This window comes from Cupriavidus sp. 96C5-1, assembly GCF_057798855.1.
On sequence record NZ_JBYOJU010000029.1, the window covers coordinates 1 to 20771 of the forward strand.

A 20771-nucleotide genomic window follows, 5' to 3' on the forward strand; every position below is an offset into this window, starting at 1 on the left:
GCGGCCGGTATAGATCACGCCCTTGGAATCCACCACCGAGATATTGGTGCGGGTCACGCCCAGGCTCACCATGGTGTCCAGGCAGGCGATGGCCGCCGCGCCGGCGCCCGATACCGCCAGCTTGACCTTGGCGATATCCTTGCCCACCACCTTCAGGCCATTGAGCAGCGCCGCCGCCGAGATGATGGCGGTACCGTGCTGGTCGTCGTGGAAGACGGGAATGTTCATGCGCTCGCGCAGCTTCTTCTCGATGTAGAAGCACTCGGGCGCTTTGATGTCCTCGAGATTGACGCCGCCCAGGGTGGGCTCCAGCGCCGCCACGATCTCGACGATCTTGTCCGGGTCGCGCGCATCGAGTTCGATGTCGAACACGTCGATGCCAGCGAATTTCTTGAACAGGCAGCCCTTGCCTTCCATCACCGGCTTGCCGGCCAGGGGACCGATATCGCCCATGCCGAGCACGGCGGTACCGTTGGTGATCACCGCCACCAGGTTGCCGCGCGAGGTGTACTCGGCCGCCATGGCCGGGTCCTTGGCGATCTCTTCACAGGCGTAGGCCACGCCCGGGGAGTAGGCCAGGGACAGGTCGCGCTGGTTGGACAGTGCCTTGGTCGCGTTTACCTGGATCTTGCCCTTGGTCGGGCTGCGGTGGTATTCCAGCGCGGCCAGGCGCAATTGCGCTTCAGGACTATTCGGGGCATGTTGCGGTGCATCACCGCCGGTCTTGCTGGTCATTATGCTCGTCCAGGAAGTGGCCCAGCCAGTGCCCGCCGGGGTCGCGCCGGTCGTATCCGGCGCGCTTGCCGGAATCTTCCATCGCGACTGCCAGGTCGGGCTCCGGCGGCTTGGGCCGGAAAAATCGAGCCGTCATTCTAGCTCACCCAAGCCCGGCGCGAAGCCCCTCCCGCTGGGGCATCCAGGGTTTTGGGGCTTTTCGCCGGGCAATTCTGTTTTTACCGCCGCGCGGGCAATACCCGCTTCAGCTCCTACGACTTGTCGGCGGGATCCAGCGGCAAGGTCACGCGCCTCGGCCGGCCGCTCTCCGCCGGGAACTGGGCGAAGGCGCTGCGTATCAGGTAAGGCATGGCGGCCTGCAGGGAGGCACCCTCGCCTTGATGGCGGGCGGTAACCTGGTAAACCCGGCGCCCGGTCGATGCATCCTTGAAGAACACACGCAGGGTGGACAGCGTCACCGGCACGTCGCGCACCGTGGTCTGCGGCGGCCAGTAGCCCGGAGCACCCCAGCCCCAGGGGCCCCAGGGGCGGTAGTACGGCCCCCAGTACGGGCCGTACGGGCCATAAGGACCTGGATACCAGAGGTCCGGGTAGGTGGTCTCCTGCACCCGCAGCACCCGCGCGTCGCTGTCGTACTCCATGCTGACCAGGTAATGCGCCTGCGGACGCGCCACCTGTTCGAAGCCAAGGCCGGCGAGCGCCTGTGCCAGCCATTGTTCGTAGGTCTGCTGCTCGAGCTGCGCTTCCTTCCCGCCGCCACGCTCGAAGGCATAGGTGCGCGGTGGATCGTTCTGCCAGTTGCCCTGCTGGAAAGCTGTCACTTCAGTCGTGACGGTGCTGGCGCAGCCCGACAGCAGCGCCACGCCGAGCAGCGCCGCGCCTGCCATCAGCCTGCTGCTCCAGCGCCCGCCGGCGAAGCGCCCCCACGCCTTGCCCAGCCATAGTTCCTTCATGATGCCCCTTGCAGATTCATTGTCCGATGTGTACTTGAGACCGCGCCGGGCCCGCTGAATTCCATCGTGGCGCGGCCGCCGGCGCGCCACCTCCGAGCCAGCGCGCCCTCGCTTGGCTACAATGGGTTCTTTAGTGCCATGCCGGCATGCGGCCAGGCGGCGGCTTTCCGCCCTGCCCGGTTCAGCCGCCCTTGCCGTCCCGTGGCGACCATGACGCCCAAAGTGGCCCTCAGAGGACAGGATTCCTTCATGCTGCGCACCGACACGCCCGTTACCGTCCATCGCAAAGACTATACTCCGCCGGCCTTCGCCTTCGAACACGTCGACCTGGTGCTTGAACTCGATCCGGCACGCACGGTGGTCACCAATACCCTGCGCTTCACCCGCCAGGCGCCCGGCCCGCTGGTGCTGGCCGGCGAGGAACTGGAACTGGTCGGCGTCAGCCTGGACGGCAAACCCCTGGCGGACGCGCGCCAGGCCGCGGACTGCCTGACCCTGCCCGAACTGCCCGCGCAGGGCACGCTGGAAATCGTCACCGCCTGCCAGCCGGCCGCCAATACATCGCTGTCCGGCCTCTACGTTTCCAACGGCAACTTCTTTACCCAGTGCGAGGCCGAGGGCTTCCGCAAGATCACCTACTACCTGGACCGGCCGGACGTGATGTCGACCTTCCGGGTCACCCTGCGCGCGCAGCGCGCGGCTTATCCCGTGCTGCTGTCCAACGGCAACCTGGTCAGCGAGCGCGAGCTGCCCGACGGACGCCATGAAGCCGTCTGGGAAGACCCGTTCAAGAAGCCTGCCTACCTGTTCGCGCTGGTGGCCGGCAAACTGGAATGCATCGAGGAACGCATCGTCTCCGCCTCGGGCAAGGAAAAACTGCTGCAGGTCTGGGTCGAACCGCAGGACCTGCCCAAGACGCGCCACGCCATGGATTCGCTGATCCACTCGATCCGCTGGGACGAGCGGCGCTTTGGCCTGGAACTCGATCTCGACCGCTTCATGATCGTCGCCGTGGGCGACTTCAACATGGGCGCGATGGAGAACAAGGGACTCAATATCTTCAACACCAAGTACGTGCTGGCCAACGCCCAGACCGCCACCGATGCCGACTTCGGCAATATCGAATCGGTGGTCGGGCATGAGTACTTCCACAACTGGACCGGCAACCGCGTGACCTGCCGCGACTGGTTCCAGCTCTCGCTCAAGGAAGGCCTGACGGTGTTCCGCGACCAGGAATTCTCGGCCGACATGATGGGCTCGGAATCCGGCCGCGCGGTCAAGCGCATCGAGGACGTACGCGTGCTGCGCCAGGTGCAGTTCCCCGAGGACGCCGGCCCGATGGCCCACCCGGTGCGGCCCGACAGCTACGAGGAAATCAACAACTTCTACACCGTCACGGTGTACGAGAAAGGCGCCGAGGTCGTCCGCATGTACCAGACCCTGCTGGGCCGCGACGGATTCCGCAAGGGCATGGACCTGTATTTCCAGCGCCACGACGGCCAGGCCGTGACCTGCGACGATTTCCGCGCCGCCATGGCCGACGCCAACGGCCGCGACCTGACCCGGTTCGGCCGCTGGTACAGCCAGGCCGGCACGCCGGTGGTGGCGGTACGCACCGCTTGGGACGGCGCCGATGGCAGCCTGACGCTGACGCTGTCGCAAAGCTGCCCCAAGGTCGGTATCGAAACGCACCCCGGCACCCCGGACAAGCTGCCTTTCCATATTCCCTTCGCACTGGGCCTGCTCGATGCCGATGGCGCCGATCTGCCCCTGCAGCTCGCAGGCGAGCACCAGCCCGGCGCCACCACGCGCGTGCTCGACTTCACCGAGGCCGAGCAGAGCTTCCGCTTCATCAACCTGCCGCGCGGCGCCGAGCCGCCGCTGCCCTCGCTGCTGCGCGACTTCTCCGCGCCGGTCATCGTCGATGCCGAATACAGCGAGGCGCAGCTCACCTTCCTGCTGGCCCACGACAGCGACCCGTTCAACCGCTGGGAAGCAGGCCAGCGCCTGACCACGCGGGCGCTGCTGCAACTGGTGGCCGATTCCCAGGCCGGCCGCGAGCTCAAGCTCGATCCGGCCCTGGTGGCTGCGTTGCGCACCGTGCTCAACGACCAGCAGCTCAGCCCCGCCTTCCGCGAGCAGGCGCTGACCCTGCCCGCCGAAGCCTACCTGGCCGAGCGCATGGGCGTGGCCGATCCAGCCGCCATCCACCGCGCCCGCCAGTTCATGCGGGAGGCGCTGGCACGCGCGCTGCAGGCCGACTGGCTGGCCGCCTTCGAGGCCAATGCCACGCCGGGCGAGTACAGCCCGGACGCGGTGTCGTCCGGCAAGCGCGCGCTGCGCAACCTGGCACTGGGCTACCTGGCCGATAGCGGCGACGCCGCCATGCAGGCGCTGGCCGGGGCGCAATACCAGTCGGCCGACAATATGACGGACCGCTCCGCCGCGCTGAGCGCGCTGGTCAACACCTTCGCCCCCGGCCGCGAAGCCGCGCTGGCCGACTTTTACCAGCGCTTCGAGCAGGACGCGCTGGTGATCGACAAATGGTTCGCGCTGCAGGGCATGCAGCGCGGTACGGTGGGCCCCCAGGGCAGCCATGCGGGCAAGCACACCATCGACACGGTGCGCGCACTGATGCAGCACCCTGCCTTCAACCTGCGCAACCCCAACCGCGCGCGTTCGCTGATCTTCAGCTTCTGCGCGGCCAACCCGGCCCAGTTCCATGCCGAGGACGGCTCGGGCTACGCCTTCTGGGCCGAGCAGGTGCTGGCGCTGGATGCCATCAACCCGCAGGTGGCGTCGCGCCTGGCGCGCGTGATGGACCGCTGGCAGAAATACGCGCTGCCGCTGCGCGACCGCATGCGCGCGGCGCTGGAACAGGTCGCGGCAGCCAGCGACCTGTCCCGCGACGTGCGCGAGATCGTGAGCAAGGCGCTGGCGCCGTAATCCAGCGCCAGGGGCCGGCGGGCCGGCCCGACGGGCCCGCCGGCGACAGCACCCCACGGGCCGCTGGCAATGGCCTGGCACGCTGGCACCCATGTAGCCCATGTAGCCCATGTAGAATTGCGGCCATTCAAGGAGAAACCCATGAGTCGCATCAGCCTCACCCGCTACCTGGTCGAGGAGCAGCGCAAACACAATACGATCGAGCCCGAACTGCGGCTGCTGATCGAAGTGGTGGCGCGCGCCTGCAAGGCCATTTCCAACTCCGTCAGCAAGGGCGCCCTCGCCGGCATCCTCGGCTCGGCCGGCACCGGCAACGTGCAGGGCGAGACCCAGCAAAAGCTGGACGTGATCGCCAACGAAGTCCTGCTCGACGCCAACGAATGGGGCGGCCACCTCGCCGCCATGGCCTCGGAGGAAATGGATTCGTTCTACGAGATCCCGAACCGCTATCCCAAGGGCGAGTACCTGCTGCTGTTCGATCCGCTCGACGGCTCGTCCAACATCGACGTGAATGTGTCGATCGGCACCATCTTCTCGGTGCTGCACATGCCCAAGCCCGGCCAGACCGTGACCGAGGCCGACTTCATGCAGGCCGGCAGCCGCCAGGTCGCCGCCGGCTATGCCGTGTACGGCCCGCAGACCACGCTGGTGCTGACGGTTGGCAACGGCGTGCACATGTTCACGCTGGACCGCGAGGCCGGTAGCTTCGTGCTGACGCAATCCGACGTGACGATCCCGGAGGACACCAAGGAGTTCGCGATCAACATGTCCAATATGCGCCACTGGGCCCCGCCCGTGCGCCGCTATATCGACGAATGCCTGGCCGGCGACGAAGGTCCGCGCGGCAAGAACTTCAACATGCGCTGGATCGCCTCCATGGTGGCGGACGTGCACCGCATCCTCACGCGCGGCGGCGTCTTCATGTACCCGTGGGACAAGCGCGAGCCGGAGAAGCCGGGCAAGCTGCGCCTGATGTACGAAGCCAACCCGATGGCAATGCTGGTGGAGCAGGCCGGTGGCGCCGCCACCAACGGTCACGAGCGCATCCTGGACATCCAGCCGGAAAAACTGCACCAGCGCGTGTCGGTGATCCTCGGCTCGAAGAACGAAGTGGAGCGCGTCACGCGTTACCACCAGGAAGAGAAGACGGCAGGCTGACCGCCGGCGGCTTCATCGCACCGATGAGAAAGGGGGACGCTGCGGCGTCCCCTTTCTTTTGGGCCTGCCGAGACAATGCCGGCGGTAAAGCTCGATTGGCGGCACCGGCCCCCACCCTATAGCCGGCGCATGGCCTTCCGCCCCCACCACGCAGCCATCGCCAAGGCAATCCATGCGCTGGAAGCAGACCTCGATGTATCGCCAGGCGAGCGGATCAAGCCGGTGATCGCCACTACAGTGCAGCCTGCCCGCCCGGGACTTCGCCGACGCGAAGCGCCTCGGTCTCTGGCAGCAGAGCACTGCCTGAATGGCCGGGCAGCCACATCGGTGCCCGGCCACGGGCAGCTTCGGGCGGAAAAATTTCACGGCGGGACTTCCCTGTCAAAATAAACGCTGCTATTATTGCGGGCTCGATCCAGTTGTTGGACGGATCGGTGGGCCGAAGTAGCTCAGTCGGTAGAGCAGCTCATTCGTAATGAGAAGGTCGGGGGTTCGATTCCTCTCTTCGGCACCATAAGATTTGCAAAGGTTCACCAGCATTGCCTAGAAACCCAGACAGCGTAACGCTCTCTGGGTTTTTTGTTGCCCAGCGTTTGCAAACTTTGCCCAGCATCAACCACATTTTTTGGGGGTATGCTTGGGGGTATGGAGTATATTTTTGGGGGTATGGACCTTCAAGGGTATGCCATGTCCAAGAGAATCCTCCCCCTGACCGATGCGCAGTGCCGCCAAGCGAAGTACGGCGGGCATGGAGGCAACCGCCTGCGCGACGGAGGCGGCCTGTACCTGGATCTACTTCCAAGTGGCGGCAAGAAGTGGCGGCTGAAATATAAGCGCCCTGGGACGAAGTCCGAGAATCTACTGACCTTTGGGGACTACCCCGCCGTTGGCCTGTCGGGGGCCAGGGAAAAGCGGGCGACAGCCAAGCGGCTTCTGGCTAGCGGCACAGATCCTGCCCTGCAACGTGAGATCGACAAGCAATCAGCCGCAGCGGCCGCCCTGAACACTTTCCAGGCAGTTGCAGAGGAGTGGCTGGCCATCAAGCGCAAGGGCTGGAGCGCCAGTCACGACAAGCGCATGACCGCGATCCTGACCAAGGACGTTTTCCCGCAAATCGGCAAGCGGCCCATCGCCGAAATCACGGGCCCGATGGTCCTGGCCATGCTGCGCAAGATCGAGCACCGGGGCGCCCATGACATCGCACTCAAAGCGCTCGAGGGCTGTGGCGGCATCTGCCGGCATGCCAGCGCCATCGGCGCAGCCGACCGGGACCCGACAGCCGGCCTGCGTGAGCATCTGGCCCCCAAGCCCCCGGTGAAGAACTATCCGCGCGTTACCGAGACAGAACTGCCACGCCTGCTCGAGATGGTCGACGGCTACCGGGGTGCGCCAGAAACGCGCCTGGCGATCAAGCTCATGATCCTGACCTTCCTACGCACCAACGAGTTCCGGTGGGGCCGGTGGGATGAGATTGACTGGGAGGAGCGCGTCTGGCGGGTGCCATCGGCACGTATGAAAGGCACCCTTAGCCAGAAGGCTAACGGCCAGCCACACGTCGTTCCCCTCTGCAGCCAAGCCATTGCGCTCCTGAAGCAATTGCAGGAGTTCACCGGTCGCTACGCCCTGCTCTTCCCCGGCACCAAGGACCCCGGCAAACAACCGATCTCCGGCGAGACGATCAACAAGGCACTGAAGAGTCTGGGGTTTGAAGGCAAGCAGACAGGCCACGGCTTCCGCGGCCTGGCCTCCACGCTGCTGAACGAGCGCAGTGGCTTCAATCGTGAGGCAATCGAGCTACAACTCGCCCACACCATCGGAAATAAGGTTAGCCGAGCTTATGACCACTCCCAGCGCCTGGATGAGCGCCAGGCGATCATGCAATGGTGGGGCGACTATATCGACCAGAAGTCGGGCGCAAACGTGGTGGCGCTGCAGCGGTCGGCATGACCCGGGTTATCACGCCATCGCGAGCCCCATGAGAGTCGCCGCCCTTCTACTCACCCTGCCGCTGATGGCCTGCGGCCAACAGCACGAAGCCGCCAAACCTGCGGCACCAACCGCAACCGCACAGCCAGGCGATGCAAATCCCGAGGCACTACCGCCCCTACCCGCTTCAAGCTGGCAGGAATTCGCGAAGCTGCGCGGGTTTGAGTCAGCGTCCTCGGCAGAGCAGGCACGAATCTGGGAGGAATTCCGCAGCGCCATGCGCGGGGAGTCCATTACGCTGGCGCCGGAGACAAGCAGCGCCCCGCCGTTTCCTCAGGATACCTTGACGCCCCCGGCCCTCCCGCAAGCGCGCCCCTATGGCGGCGCCTGGGCACATGGCTACCCCTGCACCATCGACTGCTCAGGACACGAGGCCGGGTACCAATGGGCGGAAGAGAATGGCATCACCGATCCGGACGAGTGCTCGGGAAACTCGACTTCATTCGTCGAGGGATGCCAGGCCTATGCGGAGGAAAGCACTTCGGCTGACAGCGGAGAGAGCGAGCCGTAGCCTTCCGTCCCCATACGCTCCGCAGGCCGAGACAAAGGAAGCGAAGCGCCAAGACGAGCAGGTCAATGACTTGCCGGCTCAGGAGGCAATAGCCCAGCTTGCCGAAGCGCGTGCTTTATCGGGAACGATTGAGGTCCATCCAAGACACTTCGTTTGATGATCTCTGCGTCGACGCCAATTTCCCGCAGCAGCAACGCGTGATAAAGATATGCCACTACGTCAGCCTTCGCTGCCACATCGAGCAAGAAATCCTTATATGCCCCGTCGTGCCGCTGCCCACCGAAATGAGAAATATCATTGCGACGCCGCGCGCAATCTTCACTGAACTTGCGAAGATGATTGGAATCGAGCCCTAGCGGCAGGCCACTAAACGACTCGTAGAGACGCTCGTGCAGCGCCGGCTCCCCAGCATTCTGAAGTCGCCTCACAAGCCATGCTCTATCGGCCTTGCCTTCCACCTGCTTCAGAATGCGTTCTATCTTTGCTTGCAGCTTGGCTGACTGACTAGCCCCATCACCTTTCCGACGATGCAATGATTCCAGCCCCCAAATCAAGTTCACGAAGCGATGTTCTATATATAGCTTCATCCCTCGACGCGTACCCAGATACAGGTAGAAGCCCGGCCCAAACTCGTTACGCTTGCGCCTCCACGCGCAAAATATCTCTCCGAACCGTTCGCGAATCCCAACAAAATTAGTCCAACAATCGCTCCACGATGGCGCCTCGGCAGAACTCCGATGGCGCGGAAAGTAAAGCTCGTACAGCTTCCCCCCAGCCTTTAGCCGAGGCCAATCAAGAGCGTATTCGCAGCCAGTCAGCAAGATGAACAAGTCTTGCATCATGAAATACTCCGACTGCATATCAGACAGCGACAAACGATGCGTCGGCGCGTAGCTAAGTGTCGCGCTTTCAACGAGCGTCAAGGTATGGGATCGCCGCGGACTGCGAGTCGCGTAAGGACCGGTAATGTCGTATCGGATCGTCAAGACTCCGTCATCCATCCGATACACGTCCGGCTTCGGCCGCTTATGCTTGGCTGTGATTCGTGACCGCCAACGTGTCGTTTCGATACTGCCAATACGCAGCCATTCCTCCAATCCCGTCAAGTCGACCTCAAGCGCATCGAAACGCAATGGCCTATGCGGGGGCGGCAAGCTGCTTCTTTCTGCGACAAGACATTGCATTGCCAAGAAGCCTTCATACGAGATCCCGCTAGTGCTAACGCGCCCCCCGTTCTTTCGAAGGCCGAGTAGCAAGACGTTTCGGTTGCTATCTTTCAGCTTGCCTTGGATAGCCTTCTCCGGGGACACTTCCCCACCGCGATCCATCAGGGACGCCAAGGGTCCATGTTCGCTCGCCAAATAGCCATCCAGTTCGAGACGAATCGTTCCGTCCGCATCTATCGAAAGGACGCCTGCCACGGCACTATCTGGCGCGAAATGACCCTCTGGAATCGCCTCATTGCGCCACCAGAAGTATCCTCGCTCGTCAAGAGTTTTCGCTATCAAGATCATCCTCTGTTGCTAGCTTAGAGCCACGCCCGCTTTGCCATTGGGACGGAACAAACAAAAAAACTGCGGCCTGGTAGTCGCGGCAGAAGCTGGATTTAGGATAGTCACCAATCGCTCGACAGACAGAGGACGGCATATCGCGCGCGGTTGCACATCGCCTGATCGGGGCACAACAGATTCCTGAGCGTCAGCATCTGAGGGCCAATCTGCCAAGCCGTATCAGAGCCGCATGGTGGGCCTCAGTTCGCCGAGACCTTGCCGAAAACCCAGGCAGGTGCGACGGCGACCAAGATCAAAGCGAGGGGAAGAGGACACTCCTGGAGTATCTTGTGGACACCGATCCAGTCCTCGGGCCAGTACAGCCACGAATTCCAGGCTTCGGGGCCTGCCAGCCATTTGATTCCGTCGAGGGCACTCAGTGACGGCCATGTGCCGACTTTCATCCACGTATATGTCTGGTAGAGCGGCACCCCGATCGCACCCAGAAAGAGCGCCATAGCAATCAACAGCGAGGCCGTCGCGACTGCTCCATCCGCCATGCGGAGGAATCGCTCACCGCGATCGGCGCTCATTTCGCGAACCCATCCACGACCCAAGCAACGGCCAGAAGCGGCACACCGATAATCGCCCCGCCAATGGGCGCCGCAAACATTACGAACTGCGGGTCTGAGCCTCCACCGCTTGTCGCGGCGTAGATTCCGACAAGAACTCCAAGTCCTATAAAGAGCCATCCAGCGCCACGTATCACCTTAGCGATTCGGCTCATCCCCTCGTGTCTGCTCATAGCCCCACTCTTCACGCCCTAGAATCCATCAGTAGCATCCGTATTGGTTGCAGTTCCGCTGAAAGCTATTGCCGCGCGAGTCTGTCCCGTAAGTCATGGTATTACCGTTGCCCATGTTCATGGTGGTGCTGTTCCATGACTGGCCATTCGCGGCGGTACCGTTGGTATAGGTGCTGTTACCAACCTGCTGCGACGTCTGATTCCAACTCGAGCCAGTTTGAGCGTTGTACCCCTGAACTGTGGTCGTGTTGCCCATTCGATTGACCTGGTAGCTGTTCCCAGAGTTGTCATAGCAAGTCTGGAATCCGGGCGAACCGATGCAGTTTGCCCACGTAGGTGCTACGGCAAACGCCAATAGGATTGCAGCACACATCATTCTCATAGTTACTCCCTGATGGTTCGCGGCCTTACTGCCGTCAGATTTCCCAACTCATTGTAGGAGCCAACGGGACTACCGTATGTCACCAAACTAACCGAAATCAACTCATCCCCGCTTCCCCTCGCTTCGGTGTGCAGTTTTGCGCCCTCCATGACTTTCGCTATGACTTTTGATCCCAGCCTGCGACATAGCCATTTTCTACAGTGATGCGCAAACCGTAGCGATTTGCACCACGATGCTCATACTTCCAGATCTCTCTGGTCTTGGTTTTGAGCGTCTTCTGGTCGACCGCTAGCGGTTCGCCGATCGAGTCCTTCAGTTGCTCAATGCTTTGGCTGTGCCAGATTTGCCCACCGAGGATGCGTTGAACAACAACCTCATCTTGGTACTTGTCGCGAAGATACCTAAGTCTGGCCCGTCGCTTGGCAGATCGGGAGGCGGCAATCCAAACCATGATTGCCACGAGAATGGCTGCAGGAGTGATCCAGCCCACTGAATCGTAGACAGCAGCGAAGTAAATTGGAACGCCAACGACTAGCGAAATCGCTACGAGACCTGCAATCTCGCGGTCTTGTCTTCTTCCCACACAAGCCCCCAACGGATGCAAAAATTAGCTCGACAAGCGTGCCATCGGCCTAGCTTCGTAGTGTGGCGTCGCGGCCAACTTTGTGCACCCCGCTAAAGGAGGGGCTTGGCACTCCCATGCGCCGTGTCAATCACTGCCCCCGCGTTTCGCGTGCTTCGGATCTTCGACTGGCTTGGCAGGCGGTCAAGACAGAGCCTGCCACCATATCCAAGGCGGGTTTGACTGCCCCGGCCTCGTCCGTCCATGCCTTGGGCGTCAGAATGCCTTGGAGCACTGCCGTATCGCCGTCTTCGAGCCCGAGCAGGATGGCCCGGGCCTCGTGCGCATAGGCGACCACGTTGACCAGCACGCCCCCGCCATCGCCCGCCGCGACTACCATCCTGGCGGCCACGAAGGCCTTACCGCCCTTCCCAGACCGCGCTTCCGGGCGGCCGCAGATCTTCCCAGCAATAACGCCATCAATCATGCCTTCTTCCTTCCAAGTGTCGCCGGGGTTCTAAAATACAGACCACCCGAAGGTGGCCGGAGGGGATGCGATGAACGTGAACCTGACTGCGGTGGCGCCGTTTATCGCGCTGCTGATGTACGTCCTAATCCGGGACTTCGCGGCCTGGCTACGGTCGCGGCCGAGTCGCACTCGCCGTCCCGATGACGGCTGGATTGACATTACGCCGAAGGGCTTCCGCCAGCGCCTGTGGGCTTGGCTTCATCGCCGCCGAGACCTGGACGTCGAGGAGCGCGGACGGGCCAAGAAGTAGCTCGCTTAGCCCCCCGCATCGCCTGGTGCCTGATTACGCCGTCAATCATGCCAGCGGGCCTCCCGCGGCCGGTTGGCGGCCACTGCGGACAAAGCGATATGCAACCGGGACGGTCTTGGCGATGATGCCGGCGAATTTGGACGACTCCGCGCACCACGAGCGCCACAGGGCGGACACCCGGGCCCCAAGCGCGGCGGTTTCGATCTGCTCAAATCCGGCAGTGCGCGCTGCTGCCGCAACATCGGCGGGGCAATAGGGTACGTAGCCCAGCCCTTCGGCGAATCCGCGTGTATCTGGCGACGTTAGGTCGTAGGCGAAAAACACACCGCCAGGGCGAACCACCCGCGCCGCCTCACGCAGGAACGGAAGCAGATCGGCATGGCCCATAGCGTAATTGATCATCAGGCCGTCAAACCCTCCATCAAGCGCGTCGATCGCCTCCATGTCGCCATGGATCTTCGGGAAGTCCGGGCAAAGGGCGAGCTGGGCCGCCGAGCAGTTCTGCAGTGTGAATTTCAAGTCGGGCCGCAGCCTGGCCATGATTTCGGCAATCACCCCCGTGTCGCAGCCTACGTCCAGAACACGAGCATTGGCAGGAAAGCGCGCCAGCATCGCGAGCGCTGCGACGTGCTCTGTGTCGTCTTCGCTAAACCGGAAGATCTGCAGGATGCGACACCCGCTTTCCACCAATTGGCCGGTCACTTTCCCGACGTGCGCATCATCGTGATAAGGCGCGGCGGCTCGGGCGACTTCCAGATCGGCTATGTAGTCAGTCATGGGAGCCTTCGTGGTGGTGGTGGTGCTGGCGGGCTTCGCCATGCCCTTCACAAAGCTGAGACAGCGCACTCATCCCCGGCGCCAGCGCATCGCGAAGCTGGCGCAGGCGGATGACATGCTGCCTGTGCAATTCTGGATGCCGCATCTTCGACCACTCGGCACGGTCGGCAGAGTGCGCCAGGAATGCCGTGCAGTCGTAGCAATCCATCGACGAGTGGTCAAGCACGAAGTGCTCCGGCACGTCGCCCTGTGTTGCCAGAAAATCCATCACCTGTTGCTTTGTCCAGTTCTCAATGGGTTGCAGGTACGTGATGCTGTCGAACACGGTTCCATGGCGTGCCATTGACTTGTGGGCCTCGTCCATCCGCTGCCCCCGAATCAGATACTTGATGCCCAGTTCCTTGATCGCTAGGTGCATCGGTTGCATCAGGTTTTCCCAGCAGCATTGCAAGTAGCTCTGTACCAGCACGGGCTTCTGGCCAGTGAAGACCATGCCGAAATCCGTATGGTCAACCGGCACAATCTCGGAAGGCAGGCCACAGCGCGCGTTCTGCGCGGCCTGGTCTGTCTTGATCTCGACGAAGCGGCTTTCCTTACGGATGCGCTCAATCACCGCACGCGTCTCCGGATAGTCCTTGCCGGCGCTGATCCAGATGACGAGAGGATCGAGGTGGCGGCACAAGTACCAGCACGCGAGCGAATCCTTGCCGCCGGAGAACGCTAGCGCCAACGATCCAGGCTGCGCCATGGTTGCCTCAACGCTCTCCCGCGCGGCGCGTACCAAGGCGTCAAATTCTGTTTGAGTCGTCATGGCCACTCCTTCAGAAGAACGGCGTGATGAACCCAGGCAAGGCAGTCGGCCCCGGGGCTCCTTGTTTCGCGCGATCGACGGGGTAAGCCGCCAGTACAGATCGAACCAGTGGATCGAGAGCATCACGTCCCGCGCCTTCCTTGCCGGCCCACATCCCCGGCGGGGAATAGCCTGATATGACAGGGGGATCAACATTTAGGGTCAAGATTGCGTCCAGCGCGCTGCCGGTCGAATCATTCGCGTCTGCGGTGTCGAGATGGGCTTGGTTTGCCTTCATGGCTTTCCTCGGCGAGTATCAAACTTGATGGACAACAAAAATGCCGGCGCGCTTCTGGCGGTTTATATCGCGGATGATCTGCTCCTCGAGCTCGGCGGCCGTCTGGCCGGATTTGCACGCCACGATCTCGCCGTTGACGGACACGCCGCGCCGGTCTTCCGCATCTCCGAATCGCATCAGATGGACTATGAGGGGCTCACCGCCGCCCTGCTGCTGTTCCAGGCGCTCAATGCGCGCTTTGATGTTGGTCGCCATCTTTCTTTCCCTCCAGCGCAGCAATGCGCTTTTCCAATTCATCGACTTCGATGATTCGTGCCTGGGCCGAAATCACGCCCATCACGGCATTGGCCTCATCCGGCGTTAGCTCGCCCGCGGCCAAGGCATCCAGGACCGTGCGCCCCTGGTCTGCCAGGGAGCCGGATAGGCTGCTGAGGCTGATCGGCGCGTCCTTCGCCTTCACGGCAGGGATGATGCGATCGACGCAAATACGCAGCGCCGTGGTGTCGCCGGCAAGCGCCATCTCCACCGCTTTCCGCACCAGGTCGGCGGCGTGCGGCTGCAGCAGTTCGCGGAGCGCCGTGCGCTTGTCCTTCGCGCCTTTCGGCTTGCCTGCCGGGTTTCCGCTCTGTCCTTTGCGAAAAGCCATCGTGTTTGTTTTCCTGTTGATAAGTTCAAGGGTTCAGGGGCGTCATCGGGGCGTCGTAGCGGCGGGCATTCGAGACGTCAAACCCGGCCGGGAGCGAACCTCGAATGGGGCGAAGATGGCGGTCGGCGATGGTGGCGTCGCGGGCATAGCGCATTTCGCCGGACGGGTAGCCCACGAGCAGCGGCACGCTGCACTCGATTCCCCAGCACGGCTCACCCACGCCTGGGATGGCCTCAACGACCCTGACGATCTTTCCGATGTCCGGGTCAGCGGGCAGGCCACTGCCGATGATGATGGCGAGGTCTCCTGGCCGACAGTTCATGCCGCCTCCGTGCAGTCGTTTGAGGTGTAAGGTACGTGGATGTAAGGTCGGCGACGTGCATCGGTGCTGTACTGCATGCACGCACGGTTGAAGAACAAGCTCAGCTTCTTGTGCTGCACTTCTCCGTTGCGTTGCTTGAACAATTCAAGCGTGGCATCAGGTTCGTCCTCGTTCTGCTCACCTTCTTCCCGCTGAGCGGACCATACGGAAAACACGTTCTCGGCGGCGTCGGTCAACTTCGAACTGCCCGCTACATCCATCTTTCCGGGAGCGCGCTTCTCGTCGCTGCCCTTGCGTGGGTGGGCCACCAGATGGACATGCGCACCGCAACTCCGAGCGAAAGCTGTCAGCTTGCGCATTGCTTCCTTCTGCGAGGTCATGGAACCCGGGCCGTCTTCGAGCACGTCGGTCATCATCAGGCTGTCGACAACGAAATGCCGGATGCCGTAGCGCCGATAGCCAAAGCCGAATACTTCGATCAACCGGTCAATGGTGGCCGTACCCAGCAGGTTGAAAATCCACATGCGGTCACGCAGCCAAGCACCCATGCGGTCGAGGTACTCCGGCGTCGGACGGTCAATGCCGCCCAGTTGCTTGGCCATGCGCTTGCCCTGGCGCTCTGGCAGCATCTCGCCGGAGAACACGCAGATGCGCTCCCCCTGCCCCATGATGCCAATCAGCACCTGATTGAGCATGAGCGACTTGCCGTGCCCGTTGTAGCCCGTCCAGACGGTAAGCTCGCCCGGGCGGAACTCGAACCATTGCTCGGTCTTGCCGCAGAAGGCGAGCAGGGGATTTGCGATGGCGTCGCGGGCCGGGTAAAACAGCGCCTTGACGCCGCTCCAGAAGTCCGCAATGGAGCGCAGTTCGTCGGGATCGAAGGTCTGGGCCGTCCGGATGCAATGATCGAAGTCAGCGGCCTCCGCGCTGCTCTGCAGATACTCGTTGGCGTCCTTGGATGTATCAAAGCGCACCACCTTGCAGCGCGCTAGGCCAAGGCGATTGGCCACCTCACGGGCCCCCTTCTGCCCAGCTTCGTCCTGGTCGTAGCACAGCAGGATTTCGCTGAAGCGCTCAAGCCAGTTCCAATCCGAGTCGATCCACTGGTGATTGCCAGCGCCAGCATTGATGGACAGCGCAGGGATGCCGACCTGATGTAGCGTCATCGCGTCGATCTCGCCTTCGCAGATTGCAACGATGCGCTGGTTTGGCTCGATCAAGTGCCACCCGAACAGACATGGCTCGGCCCCGCCCTCCTGGCGCATATCCTTCTTGTCGGCGACATTACGGTACTTCGTGTTCACCAACTCACCATCGCGCAGGTACGGAAACAGACAATAGGTCTTGCCGTTGCGCTCCTGCTCGGCGATCTTGAAGGCCGCGATTGTGGACTCGGTTAGCCCACGCGACAGCAGCCACTCGCGGGCACCGGCCTTCGGGGCGTGGCATGCAGGCCGGTTCGGCCGCTTGTAGGTCTGCATCGGCCTTACCGGCATCGCATCTCGCACGCCGAGGAAGGCCTTCGCTTCGCGCATGGCGTCTGGGATCGAGATACCCCGGCAGCCCGCCCACAAGTCCAGCAGATCGCCGCCAAGATCTGCGCTGAAATCGCGCCATACGCCGCGCTTTGCGCCCGACAGGCATACCGACAGGGACTGTCCGGCCTCACCGGCCACAGAGCCCGCTTTCCACTCCTTGCCCGCCTTCTTGCCGTTCGGCAGCAGGTATTCCACCACCGTGCTCACGTTGCCCGCCATCAGTTGGCTCAGTTCACCCGCGTTCATTGCACAGTCTCCCAAGGTTCAATCTCCACACCAGCCAAGCGTTTGGTGGGCCTGCCGTCGCGCCAAAGCCAGGCATTTGCCTTTGTGCATCCAGCGTTCTCCGCCTGCCAACGTTTGACGAATCCTGCATTCACCCACCAATCATCCGCACCGCTCTGCGATTGCCCCCAGGGCTCAAGGTAATGTCCATCCGGCCCGAAAAACGAGGCGGCCTGCTTGACGTACCGGGTGCCGGCCATCTGTCGACTCTCGCAGTAGGTCGCGTAGCGCTGAACACCGGCCAGCATCTCCCGCGGTTCTACCCCTGCCTTCATCCGCGCCTGCCACGCCTTCAGGGCGGCTGCCTTTGAATTGCCTCCATCACGTTTCGGGTACATGGCCCACGCCTGCTTGAACGCTAGGTCTTCCTCCTCGGACACACACTGTGTGTGTTTTTTGTCTTTTGGAAGGTTGTCTTTTGTGTGTACCGAATCGGTACCACCGACCTGTACCGATTCGGTACCACCCTGTACCAGATCGGTACCACGTTCCACGTCACTTTGTGACTCATCAGGTGATACCGATTCGGTACCACCCTGTACCGTTTTGGTATCACGCCACTCGTCACATTTCTTGTTGATGCCGATGATCGAACCAAACTTCCCAGACTGCTTTGTGATCACGTTCATGGAGGCCAATTCACCGAGCACGGCGGTCACATGACTGCGAGCCAGGCCACAGAGATTGCTGATTTGCGAGGAAGACATGTCGTCCAGCTTCTTGTTGTAGCCGTAGGTCTTGCGGATGATCGTCATCAGGACCTTCAGTTGCCTCGCAGAGAAGGGAAACGCCAGGATCGCGTCAAACAGCTCGTTGGCGATCCTCGTATAGCCGTCTTCGAGCTGAGGATTGATTTCGGCGCTCATCAGAATTAACCGAGGTCGAACTTGTCGAAGATGCGTTGTGTGCAGGCGAGGGAGATCCAGCCAGCGCAGTACATCCAGATCACGAGGCGCTTAGCTAGCGTTCGCATGAGCGTCCTGACTGACCGTCAGCCCCTTGTCGCGCTCGAGCTGTGCGACGACTTCCGCGGAGCGGCCTCGGATGAGCTCGGCCATCTGCGTGAACATGCGGCGCTGCTCGTCGCGGTCCCGGCTGGCCTCGATTTCGGCTGCCAGTTCCTTGATGCGCTGTTCGCGCTCGAGGACGTTCATACCGCCTCCCGGGTTTGCTCGGACAGCAGGCAATACCGCGCCACGCGGTGTGGATGGCCTTCGGCCGTGTTGTCCCACTGCCAGACTATGCTGATTAGGTAACTGAGGTTGCGAAGTTCCATTACCCGGACTGCGGGGTGGAGACAATCCAGGCGACGGCGGGGTTCGAGAGCCGTGAGGGAGCCATGCGCACGCAGCGCGGCCAGGATGCGGGTCTGTTGAGCAGCCGCGCTGTTTCCGCTAGACTCGGCGTGTTCTGATATTTGAGCCGCGGTTGCGCCCTGATGGGACGCTGCGGCTTTTTTGTTGGTATCTTGCATCGCTGCGCCCCTCAGCTCACCTGGTAGTTAAGGGGATCTTGCAGCCAGCGGTGAACTTCGCTGTTGTTCCATACGGTGCAGCGCTCACCCAAGCGGATTCGCTTCGGCGCCTTTCCATCGACGCCTAGTTGCCGCCACTTCTCACGACTGACAGGCAGGAACGGCGCTAGTTGCTTCCAACGGCTAAAACCCGATGCCGGCAAGTCGATGATTTGGGCTGCTTCGGTGGTTGCCATGCTTTGCCTCCTTAGTTGGTTGGGCATTGCATGGCGGTTTCGCTACCGTTTCCATGCAACGCTGGCGTTTGCATGGTTTCACTGTATTTTCTTTCCCGGCTACCTTGAACGCGCGTGCCTGTAGACGTGCACGTCTGCACGCAGACGTGCACGCGCCACTATCGTTTCCAGGGGGCCACACCGGCTTCTTTGCTCCAGGCAGTAAGCCACTCCCGTAGTGCTCGGTCAGATATGCCGTCCGGATGGGCGTCCTGGAAGCATTCGATAAATTCCTCCTTCTTCGCATGCGTTTCAGGTTGCGCGCACCAGCGATCAAACCATTCGCGCGCAACTCTCTTTAGGTTGGCCTTGGGGGAGTTGGCGTGTCCGGCATTTGCCCGCTCTCTAGCATCTTTCGAGCGAATGAGATCGGGCGCCCTTTGTAGAATTTCGATAAGGACATCGTTCAGGCAATCGAACTCTCCTCGCTGTCTCATGGCCTCAGCTAACTGCGTCTTGTACTCGTCGATGAGAGCGCGCGCAGTCGCCAAGTCCCACTCCAGCGTACTGCGGTCAAGCGCGCCCAACTTGATCGCCAAGAGATGACGCTTCTGGCCGGACTGAAGCCGCTCGACGATTGAGGCACGCTCCGCCTCCACTTTTACATTGTCGTTCACGGTGCGCCCCCTCAGCGCAAACCCTATAAGGAAGCCGCGCCAGCCAGGTAGGGTGCCCGGTTTTCGATTGGCCGATCTAGGCGCGGCGGTAACGATTATGCAACTGGTTGGCCGTCACTGAAACAGCCAAGGACGACAGCGGCTGCGGCAATTCGGCTAGGCGACGAGTTTGAGGTAGCGCACGCTGCCGTTAGGCTCGAACAGGTAATGCGAAGGGTAGAAGATTGGCTCTCCGCCCGGCGCGCGCGCGACGTAGCCGAATTTGTAGCTTATGCGGTCGCCCTCCTCATCCACATAGATGCCATCGTCGGTGCGTACGCGCCAGAGCTTGTATTCCTTCACGATTTCCACAATGCGACCGTCTCGCAGCATCGCAGCTTCGCCAACTTTGAACCGGGCGGGGTTCTCGTCCTGCACCCTCTTTGTGGCTTCGTCATACCCGGGGTCGTCACACAGCCCTCTACGCTGTTCTGCCCGAATCGCCGTCGCCAAGTAACTCGCAAGCGCAGAGAATGCCACCGGCACGCCACGCGGCAGATCGCGGGTTCGTCGCCGTTCTTGCGCATCGCCGTAGATTTCACGCGCCTCATCAAGACTCACCCGGTACACGCCGGTGGCACCATTGATGACCTTTAAGGCACGCTCCAGTCGCAACGCCGGGAACACGCCGCGCCGTTCGTAATCGCGCGCGACAACGGCTGTGATGCGTATGTCGACGGTGGGCGGCAGCGAAAAATCAGCCTCAGCCATGATTCCATCCCCTTTGCAAATTGGTTTGTGATCGGCAGCGCGAAGTGCCCCTCGGCCCGCGCCGCGGGCGTTGCGTCAGATCCCTCGGACAAAGACTTGAGCATCAATATCGCGCATCATTGGCGGCCTCTCGTTCCGCGAACCGCCGCAACTGCCAACCGCGGATCTGAACCAGTGCCTGGGCCCACTCGCTCGGCGTCAGCACCCGCCAGCGCTCCTCTGGATGTGGCCAAAGCCGCCGTACCCGGAAACTCTCAATATCTGACCAATTCGGGTTTGACGGATTGGCTAGCGGGGACGGCGTGTAGAGCGCCACGTAGGCCGGCACGTCGGCGAGCTGAGCCAGCCCGCGGATTACGCCGCATGGCTTCTCCTGGCCAATGTCTTGAGCTACCTCCACCAGCGCCAAGGGCAGTTTGCCGCGATGCTCGTATTCCGTGTACACAACGGAGTCCAGGTCTACCATCGTCAGCGCTTCGGCTTGTTCGGGCCGAAGGAATCGACGGATCGATGGCGCGCGGTGCCAGATGCCATAGCTCCGGTCGCGGGTGGGGTAGTGCTCGAGCCTCATGGTCAGCTCCATAAAGAATGCGCGCCGGCACTGCAGAGATTGGCGCAAATGGGGTTATGTTGTGTCTTCGAAAAACATGGTCCTCAGATGGAAGTTTGCGTTTGGTCGGTCCTGCGTGGAA

The 20771-nt window shown here is 62.0% G+C and carries 25 protein-coding genes, 1 tRNA gene and 1 pseudogene; 6 read left to right on the forward strand and 21 right to left on the reverse strand.

The annotated features are described in order from the left end of the window. The 3 genes and pseudogenes from AC3FOF_RS27065 to AC3FOF_RS27075 all read right to left on the reverse strand — a co-directional run. Positions 1-735: pseudogene (locus AC3FOF_RS27065) on the reverse strand (NADP-dependent malic enzyme); the annotation flags it as partial. Then, complete coding sequence (locus AC3FOF_RS27070; RefSeq protein WP_276268052.1) at positions 713-871, reverse strand: hypothetical protein; 159 nt, start codon at positions 869-871, stop codon at positions 713-715. The pseudogene AC3FOF_RS27065 and the gene AC3FOF_RS27070, both read right to left, overlap by 23 nt. A 115-nt stretch (positions 872-986) precedes the next feature. Continuing rightward, positions 987-1622: a DUF4136 domain-containing protein gene (locus tag AC3FOF_RS27075; RefSeq protein ID WP_488728426.1), complete on the reverse strand. Its 636-nt coding sequence runs from the start codon at positions 1620-1622 to the stop codon at positions 987-989. A gap of 315 nt (positions 1623-1937) precedes the next feature. Here AC3FOF_RS27075 and pepN point away from each other — a divergent pair, with 315 nt between their 5' ends. The 5 genes from pepN to AC3FOF_RS27100 all read left to right on the forward strand — a co-directional run bounded on the left by pepN (position 1938) and on the right by AC3FOF_RS27100 (position 8289). After that, positions 1938-4634: an aminopeptidase N gene (pepN, locus tag AC3FOF_RS27080; protein WP_276268051.1), complete on the forward strand. Its 2697-nt coding sequence runs from the start codon at positions 1938-1940 to the stop codon at positions 4632-4634. A gap of 141 nt (positions 4635-4775) precedes the next feature. Then, positions 4776-5792 carry a class 1 fructose-bisphosphatase gene (locus AC3FOF_RS27085; protein ID WP_017229494.1) on the forward strand — a complete coding sequence of 339 codons (1017 nt, stop codon included), beginning with the start codon at positions 4776-4778 and terminating at the stop codon, positions 5790-5792. Between the two features lie 438 nt (positions 5793-6230). Beyond that, positions 6231-6306, forward strand: a tRNA-Thr gene (locus AC3FOF_RS27090). A gap of 173 nt (positions 6307-6479) precedes the next feature. Beyond that, positions 6480-7739 (forward strand): tyrosine-type recombinase/integrase, encoded by a 1260-nt coding sequence (locus AC3FOF_RS27095; protein ID WP_488728356.1) that lies wholly within the window; start codon positions 6480-6482, stop codon positions 7737-7739. 28 nt (positions 7740-7767) lie between these two features. Next, a complete protein-coding gene (locus AC3FOF_RS27100; RefSeq protein WP_488728357.1) occupies positions 7768-8289 on the forward strand; it encodes a hypothetical protein in 522 nt (173 codons plus the stop codon). A 62-nt stretch (positions 8290-8351) separates the two neighbouring features. Here AC3FOF_RS27100 and AC3FOF_RS27105 read toward each other — a convergent pair whose 3' ends face one another. The 4 genes from AC3FOF_RS27105 to AC3FOF_RS27120 form a co-directional block, all read right to left on the reverse strand. Beyond that, entirely contained in the window at positions 8352-9803 is a 1452-nt protein-coding gene (locus AC3FOF_RS27105) for an ApeA N-terminal domain 1-containing protein (protein ID WP_488728358.1), read from the reverse strand. A 236-nt stretch (positions 9804-10039) separates the two neighbouring features. Next, positions 10040-10372: a hypothetical protein gene (locus tag AC3FOF_RS27110; RefSeq protein WP_488728359.1), complete on the reverse strand. Its 333-nt coding sequence runs from the start codon at positions 10370-10372 to the stop codon at positions 10040-10042. A gap of 751 nt (positions 10373-11123) precedes the next feature. After that, the gene (locus tag AC3FOF_RS27115) at positions 11124-11549 is read right to left on the reverse strand and encodes a hypothetical protein (protein ID WP_488728360.1); all 426 of its coding nucleotides are present in this window, start codon (positions 11547-11549) and stop codon (positions 11124-11126) included. Positions 11550-11679: 130 nt separating this feature from the next. Then, positions 11680-12015: a single stranded DNA-binding domain-containing protein gene (locus AC3FOF_RS27120; protein ID WP_488728361.1), complete on the reverse strand. Its 336-nt coding sequence runs from the start codon at positions 12013-12015 to the stop codon at positions 11680-11682. Between the two features lie 70 nt (positions 12016-12085). Here AC3FOF_RS27120 and AC3FOF_RS27125 point away from each other — a divergent pair, with 70 nt between their 5' ends. Then, a complete protein-coding gene (locus tag AC3FOF_RS27125; RefSeq protein ID WP_488728362.1) occupies positions 12086-12307 on the forward strand; it encodes a hypothetical protein in 222 nt (73 codons plus the stop codon). 45 nt (positions 12308-12352) lie between these two features. On the opposite strand, the gene AC3FOF_RS27130 is transcribed toward AC3FOF_RS27125, so the two are convergent. From AC3FOF_RS27130 to AC3FOF_RS27195, 14 genes are all read right to left on the reverse strand, one after another. Further along, positions 12353-13084, reverse strand: coding sequence for a class I SAM-dependent methyltransferase (locus tag AC3FOF_RS27130; RefSeq protein ID WP_488728363.1), 732 nt, complete (start codon positions 13082-13084; stop codon positions 12353-12355). Next, positions 13077-13895 (reverse strand): phosphoadenosine phosphosulfate reductase domain-containing protein, encoded by an 819-nt coding sequence (locus tag AC3FOF_RS27135; protein WP_488728364.1) that lies wholly within the window; start codon positions 13893-13895, stop codon positions 13077-13079. Before AC3FOF_RS27135 ends, AC3FOF_RS27130 begins: the two co-directional genes overlap by 8 nt. A gap of 10 nt (positions 13896-13905) precedes the next feature. After that, positions 13906-14172, reverse strand: coding sequence for a hypothetical protein (locus AC3FOF_RS27140; RefSeq protein WP_488728365.1), 267 nt, complete (start codon positions 14170-14172; stop codon positions 13906-13908). 18 nt (positions 14173-14190) lie between these two features. Next, positions 14191-14427: a hypothetical protein gene (locus tag AC3FOF_RS27145; RefSeq protein WP_488728366.1), complete on the reverse strand. Its 237-nt coding sequence runs from the start codon at positions 14425-14427 to the stop codon at positions 14191-14193. Next, positions 14399-14818 carry a DUF5681 domain-containing protein gene (locus tag AC3FOF_RS27150; RefSeq protein WP_488728367.1) on the reverse strand — a complete coding sequence of 140 codons (420 nt, stop codon included), beginning with the start codon at positions 14816-14818 and terminating at the stop codon, positions 14399-14401. Before AC3FOF_RS27150 ends, AC3FOF_RS27145 begins: the two co-directional genes overlap by 29 nt. Positions 14819-14843: 25 nt before the next feature. Beyond that, a complete protein-coding gene (locus AC3FOF_RS27155) occupies positions 14844-15140 on the reverse strand; it encodes a hypothetical protein (RefSeq protein WP_488728368.1) in 297 nt (98 codons plus the stop codon). Continuing rightward, positions 15137-16924 (reverse strand): toprim domain-containing protein, encoded by a 1788-nt coding sequence (locus tag AC3FOF_RS27160; RefSeq protein ID WP_488728369.1) that lies wholly within the window; start codon positions 16922-16924, stop codon positions 15137-15139. Before AC3FOF_RS27160 ends, AC3FOF_RS27155 begins: the two co-directional genes overlap by 4 nt. Next, positions 16921-17829 carry a replication protein gene (locus AC3FOF_RS27165; RefSeq protein ID WP_488728370.1) on the reverse strand — a complete coding sequence of 303 codons (909 nt, stop codon included), beginning with the start codon at positions 17827-17829 and terminating at the stop codon, positions 16921-16923. The genes AC3FOF_RS27160 and AC3FOF_RS27165 overlap by 4 nt, the downstream gene beginning before the upstream one ends. Positions 17830-17919: 90 nt before the next feature. Continuing rightward, on the reverse strand, positions 17920-18117 hold the full coding sequence (locus AC3FOF_RS27170; RefSeq protein ID WP_488728371.1) for a hypothetical protein: 198 nt from the start codon (positions 18115-18117) through the stop codon (positions 17920-17922). Next, positions 18114-18437: a helix-turn-helix domain-containing protein gene (locus AC3FOF_RS27175; protein ID WP_488728372.1), complete on the reverse strand. Its 324-nt coding sequence runs from the start codon at positions 18435-18437 to the stop codon at positions 18114-18116. Before AC3FOF_RS27175 ends, AC3FOF_RS27170 begins: the two co-directional genes overlap by 4 nt. An 11-nt stretch (positions 18438-18448) precedes the next feature. Further along, complete coding sequence (locus tag AC3FOF_RS27180; RefSeq protein ID WP_488728373.1) at positions 18449-18673, reverse strand: helix-turn-helix transcriptional regulator; 225 nt, start codon at positions 18671-18673, stop codon at positions 18449-18451. A 158-nt stretch (positions 18674-18831) separates the two neighbouring features. Continuing rightward, positions 18832-19329 carry a hypothetical protein gene (locus AC3FOF_RS27185; RefSeq protein ID WP_488728374.1) on the reverse strand — a complete coding sequence of 166 codons (498 nt, stop codon included), beginning with the start codon at positions 19327-19329 and terminating at the stop codon, positions 18832-18834. A 156-nt stretch (positions 19330-19485) separates the two neighbouring features. Beyond that, entirely contained in the window at positions 19486-20079 is a 594-nt protein-coding gene (locus AC3FOF_RS27190) for a hypothetical protein (protein WP_488728375.1), read from the reverse strand. A gap of 103 nt (positions 20080-20182) precedes the next feature. After that, positions 20183-20650: a hypothetical protein gene (locus AC3FOF_RS27195; protein WP_488728376.1), complete on the reverse strand. Its 468-nt coding sequence runs from the start codon at positions 20648-20650 to the stop codon at positions 20183-20185. Positions 20651-20771 lie beyond the last annotated feature (121 nt).

Coding starts and splice junctions, on each gene's coding strand:
- AC3FOF_RS27070 (WP_276268052.1), bottom strand. CDS start 871: ATGACGGCTCGATTTTTCCGGCCCAAGCCGCCGGAGCCCGACCTGGCA.
- AC3FOF_RS27075 (WP_488728426.1), bottom strand. CDS start 1,622: ATGGCAGGCGCGGCGCTGCTCGGCGTGGCGCTGCTGTCGGGCTGCGCC.
- pepN (WP_276268051.1), top strand. CDS start 1,938: ATGCTGCGCACCGACACGCCCGTTACCGTCCATCGCAAAGACTATACT.
- AC3FOF_RS27085 (WP_017229494.1), top strand. CDS start 4,776: ATGAGTCGCATCAGCCTCACCCGCTACCTGGTCGAGGAGCAGCGCAAA.
- AC3FOF_RS27095 (WP_488728356.1), top strand. CDS start 6,480: ATGTCCAAGAGAATCCTCCCCCTGACCGATGCGCAGTGCCGCCAAGCG.
- AC3FOF_RS27100 (WP_488728357.1), top strand. CDS start 7,768: ATGAGAGTCGCCGCCCTTCTACTCACCCTGCCGCTGATGGCCTGCGGC.
- AC3FOF_RS27105 (WP_488728358.1), bottom strand. CDS start 9,803: ATGATCTTGATAGCGAAAACTCTTGACGAGCGAGGATACTTCTGGTGG.
- AC3FOF_RS27110 (WP_488728359.1), bottom strand. CDS start 10,372: ATGAGCGCCGATCGCGGTGAGCGATTCCTCCGCATGGCGGATGGAGCA.
- AC3FOF_RS27120 (WP_488728361.1), bottom strand. CDS start 12,015: ATGATTGATGGCGTTATTGCTGGGAAGATCTGCGGCCGCCCGGAAGCG.
- AC3FOF_RS27125 (WP_488728362.1), top strand. CDS start 12,086: ATGAACGTGAACCTGACTGCGGTGGCGCCGTTTATCGCGCTGCTGATG.
- AC3FOF_RS27130 (WP_488728363.1), bottom strand. CDS start 13,084: ATGACTGACTACATAGCCGATCTGGAAGTCGCCCGAGCCGCCGCGCCT.
- AC3FOF_RS27135 (WP_488728364.1), bottom strand. CDS start 13,895: ATGACGACTCAAACAGAATTTGACGCCTTGGTACGCGCCGCGCGGGAG.
- AC3FOF_RS27140 (WP_488728365.1), bottom strand. CDS start 14,172: ATGAAGGCAAACCAAGCCCATCTCGACACCGCAGACGCGAATGATTCG.
- AC3FOF_RS27145 (WP_488728366.1), bottom strand. CDS start 14,427: ATGGCGACCAACATCAAAGCGCGCATTGAGCGCCTGGAACAGCAGCAG.
- AC3FOF_RS27150 (WP_488728367.1), bottom strand. CDS start 14,818: ATGGCTTTTCGCAAAGGACAGAGCGGAAACCCGGCAGGCAAGCCGAAA.
- AC3FOF_RS27155 (WP_488728368.1), bottom strand. CDS start 15,140: ATGAACTGTCGGCCAGGAGACCTCGCCATCATCATCGGCAGTGGCCTG.
- AC3FOF_RS27160 (WP_488728369.1), bottom strand. CDS start 16,924: ATGAACGCGGGTGAACTGAGCCAACTGATGGCGGGCAACGTGAGCACG.
- AC3FOF_RS27165 (WP_488728370.1), bottom strand. CDS start 17,829: ATGAGCGCCGAAATCAATCCTCAGCTCGAAGACGGCTATACGAGGATC.
- AC3FOF_RS27170 (WP_488728371.1), bottom strand. CDS start 18,117: ATGAACGTCCTCGAGCGCGAACAGCGCATCAAGGAACTGGCAGCCGAA.
- AC3FOF_RS27175 (WP_488728372.1), bottom strand. CDS start 18,437: ATGCAAGATACCAACAAAAAAGCCGCAGCGTCCCATCAGGGCGCAACC.
- AC3FOF_RS27180 (WP_488728373.1), bottom strand. CDS start 18,673: ATGGCAACCACCGAAGCAGCCCAAATCATCGACTTGCCGGCATCGGGT.
- AC3FOF_RS27190 (WP_488728375.1), bottom strand. CDS start 20,079: ATGGCTGAGGCTGATTTTTCGCTGCCGCCCACCGTCGACATACGCATC.
- AC3FOF_RS27195 (WP_488728376.1), bottom strand. CDS start 20,650: ATGAGGCTCGAGCACTACCCCACCCGCGACCGGAGCTATGGCATCTGG.